This window comes from Bifidobacterium sp. UBA6881, from assembly GCA_002451435.1.
GTDB lineage: Bacteria > Actinomycetota > Actinomycetes > Actinomycetales > Bifidobacteriaceae > Bifidobacterium.
Genome location: DKCF01000016.1, coordinates 16791 through 24232 on the forward strand (window position 1 = coordinate 16791; position 7442 = coordinate 24232).

General features: G+C 60.6%; 7 protein-coding genes. 6 read left to right on the forward strand and 1 reads right to left on the reverse strand.

The genetic code is table 11. From position 1 onward, the window contains the following. Positions 1 to 154 precede the first annotated feature (154 nt). The 4 genes from rpsF (at position 155) to rplI (ending at position 1960) form a co-directional block, all read left to right on the forward strand. Entirely contained in the window at positions 155 to 442 is a 288-nt protein-coding gene (gene rpsF, locus B3C64_RS01245) for a 30S ribosomal protein S6 (RefSeq protein ID WP_003810120.1), read from the forward strand. 42 nt (positions 443 to 484) lie between these two features. Further along, positions 485 to 1141 carry a single-stranded DNA-binding protein gene (gene ssb / locus B3C64_RS01250; protein ID WP_291533173.1) on the forward strand — a complete coding sequence of 219 codons (657 nt, stop codon included), beginning with the start codon at positions 485 to 487 and terminating at the stop codon, positions 1139 to 1141. A gap of 104 nt (positions 1142 to 1245) precedes the next feature. Further along, positions 1246 to 1494: a 30S ribosomal protein S18 gene (rpsR, locus tag B3C64_RS01255; protein ID WP_291533175.1), complete on the forward strand. Its 249-nt coding sequence runs from the start codon at positions 1246 to 1248 to the stop codon at positions 1492 to 1494. A 19-nt stretch (positions 1495 to 1513) separates the two neighbouring features. After that, on the forward strand, positions 1514 to 1960 hold the full coding sequence (gene rplI, locus B3C64_RS01260) for a 50S ribosomal protein L9 (protein WP_291533177.1): 447 nt from the start codon (positions 1514 to 1516) through the stop codon (positions 1958 to 1960). Positions 1961 to 2243: 283 nt separating this feature from the next. Here rplI and B3C64_RS01265 read toward each other — a convergent pair whose 3' ends face one another. Then, positions 2244 to 5660 (reverse strand): MFS transporter, encoded by a 3417-nt coding sequence (locus B3C64_RS01265; RefSeq protein WP_291533178.1) that lies wholly within the window; start codon positions 5658 to 5660, stop codon positions 2244 to 2246. 109 nt (positions 5661 to 5769) lie between these two features. On the opposite strand from B3C64_RS01265, the gene B3C64_RS01270 reads away from it, so the two are divergent. Together B3C64_RS01270 and B3C64_RS01275 are read left to right on the forward strand one after the other, a co-directional pair. After that, positions 5770 to 7110: a zinc-ribbon domain-containing protein gene (locus B3C64_RS01270; RefSeq protein WP_291533179.1), complete on the forward strand. Its 1341-nt coding sequence runs from the start codon at positions 5770 to 5772 to the stop codon at positions 7108 to 7110. Between the two features lie 149 nt (positions 7111 to 7259). Continuing rightward, positions 7260 to 7442: hypothetical protein (locus B3C64_RS01275; protein WP_291533181.1), on the forward strand; the 183-nt coding region annotated here is incomplete at its 3' end.

Genomic DNA, 7442 nt, shown 5'->3' on the forward strand with positions numbered 1-7442 from the left:
GCGCCATGCCGACGTCGGCACGTCGCGCTAACCTGAACAGGTTGCCGTAAAGGAATCTTTATCATTCATACGAACATAATGATGCCCGAAGGCAGTACGCATACACACTCCTGCCATGGAAAGTCCATGGCCGATAGTCCGAAGGAGGTGGGTGATGTCTGCGCATAAGTACGAACTGATGTTCATTGCCGATCCTGAGCTGGATGAGCGCGGTCTGAAGAAGCTGACCGAGCAGTATCTGGAAACTGTCACCAAGGAAGGCGGTGCCGTCGAGAACATCGACATCTGGGGCCGTCGCAAGCTTGCCTACGAAATCGCCGGCAAGACCGAAGGCAACTACGTTGTGGTCAACTACTCCGCCGAACCGGCCACCAGCGACGAACTCGATCGTCTGCTGAACCTGAACGAATCCGTCATCCGCACGAAGATTCTTCGCAAGTAAGTAATTTCAAGCTTTTCAAGCTGCATAGGTAAGTAGGTAATCATGGCAGGTGAAACCGTAATCACCGTGGTGGGCAACCTCACCCGAGATCCGGAGCTGCGCACCATCGCGAGCGGATCGACCGTCGTGAATTTCACGATCGCGTCGTCCACCCGCACGTACAACCGCAATTCCGGCCAGTGGGAAGATGGCGACACGCTGTTCATGAACTGCTCCGCATGGGATGGCCGCAGCAATTCGATGGCCAGCAACATCGCGAGCAGCCTGGCGAAAGGCATGCGCGTCATCGCGCAGGGACGCCTTACGCAGCGCTCCTATCAGGCACAGGACGGATCCCAGCGCACGGTCGTCGAACTCCGTGTCGATGAGATCGGTCCGGCTCTGAGCCGTGCGACCGCGCAGGTCACCCGCCAGACCGCGTCCGGCAATGCCGGCAACGGCGGTTTCGGTGGCAACCAGGGCGGTTACGCCAACAACGGTGGCTTCGGCGGCAACGCCGGCGGCTACCAGGGCGGTGCCGGATACTCCGGTGGCGCGGGATACCAGGGCGGCGCGTCCGCCCCGGTCAACGCCGCGCCTGCCGCGCCGCAGGCTCCGGCCGCGGATCCATGGGGCAGCTCGGACAACTCCGGCTCCTCGTCCTTCGGTTCCTTCGGTTCCTCCGAATTCGGCGGAACCGGCGACGAACCGGAATTCTGATCCGTCATGCCGACCGCATCGTGCGGGCGCAGTGAACGCGCCTGTGCACGATGCGCACAGCAGCTGAGACAAGCAATTTCCAGATTTTAAGGAGAACATCAAAGATGTCACGCAAGAGGCCGCAGCCGCCGGTCAAGCCGTTTAAGAAGAAGCCGAATCCGCTGAGGGCCGCCAAGGTCACCGAGATCGATTACAAGGACGTCGCCCTGCTGCGCAAGTTCATCTCCGATCGCGGCAAGATTCGTTCCCGTCGTATCACCGGTGTCACCGTGCAGGAGCAGCGCAAGATCTCCAAGGCCATCAAGAACGCCCGCGAGATGGCTCTGCTGCCGTACGCCACTTCCGGTCGCTGATCTTAGAGAGGTTTGAAAAATGGCTGAAACTAAGGTTATTCTTACCAAGTCCGTCAACCACCTGGGCCACCCGGGCGACGTCGTGACCGTCAAGTCCGGCTACGCTCGCAACTACCTGTTCCCGCAGGGCCTGGGCTTCGCCTGGTCCAAGGGCGCCGCCGCTCAGATCGAGTCCATGAAGCGCGCTCGTCTGGCCAAGGCCGTCGCCACCCGTGAAGAGGCCGTTGCCGCCAAGGCACTGGTTGAGGGCACCACCGTCGAAATCGCCGCCAAGGTCTCCGAGTCCGGCAAGCTGTTCGGTGGCATCTCCGCTGAGAAGATCGCCATCGCGCTGTCCTCCAAGGTCGAGGTCAACCCGAAGAACATCACCGTTGAGCCGATCAAGACCACCGGTGACTTCCCGGCTTCCGTCGCCCTGCACCCGGAAATCACCGCCAACTTCTTCGTGAAGGTTGTCGCTGAGTGATTTCGGCTCCGTCCGCCGTCGCGTGGTCAACGCGATGATGGATGATTTCAGGCTGAAACACGTCTGAGCTTAAGCAAGGAAAATCCCCCGTATCGGAATGATGCGGGGGATTTTCCTGTTCCGGCTGGAATTTGTTCTCTCGCCGGAGCGCCATGACTATCGCGTAGAACGGTCGTGCGCATCGCCGTATCGCAAGGCGATGCATACGAAAGGCCGGCTGAATTTCGCCATGCGGATTCGACCGGCCTTTCGTACGGGCGATTCGGATGCCCCGCGGAAACGATCAGTAGTATCCGCCATCGTCGAGCGTGACGCTCACCTTGCCATTCCTGATGGTGAAGGAACCACTGGCGTGGAACGTCGTGGTGTCGTCCTCCGGCTCCCAGGAATCGTCGTAGTTCTTCTCCTCATAGGTGACTTTCGTCTTGCCCTGCCTGGAATAGAACGTACCCGTATTGAGATCGATGTCGGTGATCTTCGGATAGACGCTGATCGACCATGCGAAGTTGCGGTAATCCTCCTCGTCGTACACGTACAGGCCGAACGGGCAGTTCTCGGGCGCGTAATCGGTGGATTTCGCGCATTCGTCGAGCTTGGCGTTCACCGCGTTGCTCAACGCCTCCTGCAGCTTGCTGGTCGCCTTGACCTTGACCAGGGCCGTCGCATCCTCATTGGTATGCACCGAAACGGTGTTGCTGGTCATGTACTCCGATTTGCCGGTGGAAATCGCATACGTGCCCGGATACACGCGCAGGGTCCATGTGCCGTCGCTCACCTTCTCGGCGTTCTTCGCGCTCACGTCCACACCGTTGACGTTCAACGAGTCGATCGTGTCGGATGTCGAAATGGTGATCGACTTGAGCAGAGGCGTCATGATCTTCCAATTGGGGAAGATCACGAATTGCGAGCCGCTTTTGCTGATGGTCAGTGAATCCTCGACGGTTTTGCCGTTGATGGAGTAGCTCACCGTGACGGTGGACTGACCGCCTGCGGATCGCACGTCGGTGACCTGCGGATTGGAGATCGTCGCGTTGTCGGCCTTGGCGATGGCATTCGACAGCAGCTTGCGCTGTTGCGTGTTGACCTGCGGGTCGGCGATTTCGCCGGCCTTGGCATAGTCGCCGTCCGAGATCGCCGTCAGATAGTTCTGGGCCACGGATTTCGCGCTGAAGACGGTCGCATTGAGCGCGCCGTATACGATGCCCAGCACGATCAGCGCGCCAATCACGATGCCGCCGATCAGAATCGTCTTTTTGGTCTTCGGGTCAAGCGACTTGCCTTCCCCCGGAGCCGGTGTCGGCGGAATGAACGGAGCGGGCTGCGCGTCCGGTGCCGCTGACGCCGCTGGCGTCGCTGGACGTGCGATCGGCGTAGTCGGTTGCGTGAGCGGCGCGACCGGCTGAACCTGCGGCGCTGGCATAACCTGTGTCGGCATGGTCTGTGTCGGCTGTTGTATCGACATAATCTGCGTGGACTGCTCAACCGCCTGTTGCTCCGGCGGGTCCTGCGCAGGCTGCTCGGTCGGCTGCTGGGATGCGGGCTGCACGGACTGCGCAGCTACGGGCGCATCATGCGTCGGTATGGCCTGTGTGGGCTGCGAATCACGTGCAAGCGCGTCGGTTGCGGACGCATCGGATTGCGGCCATGTGTTGTTGGATTGAGGTTGCGGAACGCCTCCATGAGGCTGCGCGTATTGCGGGGCGTTTCCGGCGGATTGCGCGGCTGCGTTCGTGCCGGCCGCAAAACCCTGCTCGGCTTGCGGCATGGCGGCTCCTGCCGCGGACGCGCCACCGGGCGCGGTCCGTCCCGCTCCGAATGGAACCCTGACATTGGTCTTCGGCTCACACGCCCTCACGTATTCGACCACGTTCTGCGGTGTCGGTCGGACGGTGCCGCCGACGAACAGCTTCCACAAGCCCGGCACGGCGGAAACCAGCGTCGGACCGAACGTCATCGCGATCACTTCGATGAGGAACATCCATATGCCGGCAACGAGGAAATACCACGTCGGCACGGTGATGGAAACGCGGTAAGTTCCGTATTCGGCCGTGAACGGGGTGAAAACGGCCTCGGCGACCAGCCAGAACGCCATCATCGCCACGGGAGCCTTCCATGTGTGCTCCCACTTGGCGTAGTACGGGTCGTACATGTTGCGTGCGGTCTCGCGGAACGCGAGATAGCAGGTCGCGATCAGGAACAACGCGAAGCAGAACCATAGCGGACCATTGGCATCTGCGTCACTGGAAGAACTGAACAGCGTGAACGTGGCGTGTGTTCCGCCGGTCATGAACATGGAAAGTCCGCCGAACGAAGCCAAGGAACAAAGCATGAACGGCAACACCGGGAACAGCAACGGCAGCAACAGAAAGCCGACGATGCCGTTTTCCTCGCCGACGGAGAGAATCGCCAAAAGAATCAGACCGATCACGGAGAACAGCGCGAGGTAGACCGTGATGGCTTCGACCAGCGTGCGCACGAAGCCGCGCGTGCGGTGCGCCCAGCGCCAGGCGGCGGAGAACACATTGTCGGCATCGCAGGCGTACTGCGCAAGCGCGTAGCCGGCAAGCGCTCCGGCGCCGGTCAGCAGGAACGCCATGAAGAACGTGCGGAACGACGCGCCGGAAAGCGAGGCGGACGCGGAGTAGGACCCGTAGGATCCACCGACGGTCAGCGGGAAGACGGACGCGAGAACCACCATGATCAATCCGGAAAGCACACCCACGAGGCCGGCGCTGATCGCGCCGGTCCACTTGAACCGCAGCGCGAATCTGCGGGCGAGCATGTACGCGCCGAACGCCGCGCCGAGCATCAACGCGATGCCGGGAAGCGCGACGGGGATGGACATGCCCGTATGCGTGGACACGTTGACGCCCAAATCGCTCAGGGAGAATCCGGAGGAACTGGTTTTCAGGCTGAACGATCCGGAAATGCCCAGCACGAGGATGGAGACGAACACCTGGAAGATGTTCGGGGTGGTGTAGCTCGCGCCGGAGCCATCCATCAAACTGGTGAAGTCGGAAAGCGGAGTGTCGCTCAGGTCGCTGCTCAGGGTGCTTCCCGCGGCGAGGAAGATGACGGATCCGAGCAGCGCCATCACCGCGGCCGCGGCCAGACCGATGCCGAGGCTGATGCCCATGGTCCGCATGGCATTGGGCGTGGTCAGCGCGGCGACGGTGGGATTGGCCGTGGGGCGGATTTGGTTGGGCTGTTGGAACGGCGAGGGCTGCTGGGCCGGCGGAGTCTGCGGAGTGGGCTGTGCGGGTTGTGCCTGCGCGGGCTGCGGTTGAGGTTGCTGTGCGGGCTGCTGGACCTGCGGAATGGATTGCGCAGGCTGTGGTGTGGGCTGTGCCTGTGCAAGTGGTTGTAGAATGAGCTGCGCAGGTTGTGCAGGTTGTGTTTGCGCGGGCTGCTGGACCTGCGGAGCGCTCGCCATCGGTTCCGCATCGGTCTGCGGCGCGGAGATTGGCGCCTCTTCGCTTGTCGGACGTTCCTCGGGGGCTATGGACGGGGACTGGCGTGGTTCATCGGAAGACGTCGGGGCATCTGGGGAATCATCGGCGTTGACGTTCGGTGGCGTTTGGGCTGGCTGTGTGAGCCGAGTACCGCAGAAGCCGCAGAATTTCGCTCCTTGCACGGTAGGTCTGCCGCAGTTCGGACATGTCATGGACTGGCCTTCCTCATATGTGGATTCGTGCCTCATAGCACTTTATGGTCCATTGTAGTTAGGGGCCTATAGCAGGATGCGACTTGTGGCATGGAACTCCTTATACTGTATGGAATAAGAGAACACCCTTTCAGAGGAGAAGGTTATGCGGTGCGTTCGTTGCGGCACGGAGCTTATGGAGGGCGACCGGTTCTGTCCGGAATGCGGAGCCAAACAAGAGGCTGATCAGACGGTGAAGGATTCGATTCCGACGGCATGTCCGTCTTGCGGTGCGCCGATCACGCCGGAAATGCGTTTCTGCCAGCAGTGCGGTTCGCCATTGCGGGAAGCCGCGAAGTCGGCGTCTTCCGCGAACAATGGTTCCGTGGTCACGGAATCCGTCGATTCCGTGACCACGGAGTCCATGGCGGCGGAATCCTGGGGCGTGGACTCCGCCGACGATGGGAAGAAGTCCCCCACCGCGACGTATCCGGCGCAACCGATGCCTGATTCGCCGGAGCTTTCCAGCGCGATGGACGAATGGAGCGAATCCGCTGATGCCGATGCCGGCGGCAAGCGCAACCGCAATATCGTCATCGCGGTCATCGCGGCTCTGGTCGTCGTGGCGTTGGTGGCCGTGGGGATCGTGATGCTCGTCGGCCATCATGGGCAATCCGTCGAAACCACTGCGACTACGACCGTCTCCAATCCGAGCAAAACCGAAAAGCGCGCGAAATCGAATGCGAAAACCGAGGAAAAGCAATCCAAGGATTGCGCGGCCACTCCGGATGCGAGCCTGAGCGGCGTGTCCGCGAGCGGCAGCGTGTTGATTGCGACCGTCGATTTCTCGGCGCGCGCATGTGGCGACACCGCATGGAAAGGCAAGAACGTCAAAATCTCCGTCAAGGATTCCGACAACGAGGTGATTGCCTCCGCCGTATATGATTTCACGAACGATCCGGTACGGTTCGAGAACGGCGAGGCGACTCGCAAACTGGCATACACGACTGGCCAATACTGGCGCGCGTCCGACCAGATCAGGACTTCCACGACCACGATGGTGGTGCAGGGCAATTCGCCGACTACGGGTTTCGCGGCCGGCGATGTGAACGGAGCGAAAGGCGGTGCGAAAATCGCCGAATCCGATGTGGAACGGTATGCGCAGCAGGCGTTGAGCTGGCAGCTCGACCATGACCGTTCCGCGGTCTCCGCGTTGTACGATACGCCGACGACGCAGCTTTCCAGCAAGAAATACGACATGGAAGTGGATGGCAAGACCTGGAAATACAACGATATCTACGCGCAATACCTTGAGCTGCGCGCCAAATGGCCGCGGACGGTGCTGGCGTGGGCCTCCGATTACGACTACTACACGCGCAACGGTTACGCTTCCGATTATTACGTGATTCTCTCCGGCGAGACGTTCGGCTCGAAGGAGGAGGGCCGCGCGTGGTGCTCGGAGAACGGTTTCGGCTCAAACGACTGCATGGCCATCGCTTTGGATTGACATTGTAGCGATTCGTCTCGCGGGGTTTCGGATTGCTTCAATGGTTCCTCGGGGAATCATGGCCGGTTGCGTGGGCGTCGCATTGGATTGAAGGTGCGATGCCCACGCGGCGTATTCGGCGTGCTATCCGCCACTTTTGTGAAGGAATTGTGACGGATTACGGATTTCTGGTGGCTTTGGCGTTCGTAATGGCAAAAACCGAGGTTTTTGCGCGAAATGGCGAATTGCTGAAAAACGTTGGAAAATGGCGGTTTTTCAATCGCGACACGCCGAAGGTTGCGTTCCTTTCGAATCTGAGTATATTTACTCCATGTGCTCAGCGAGAACAAAAA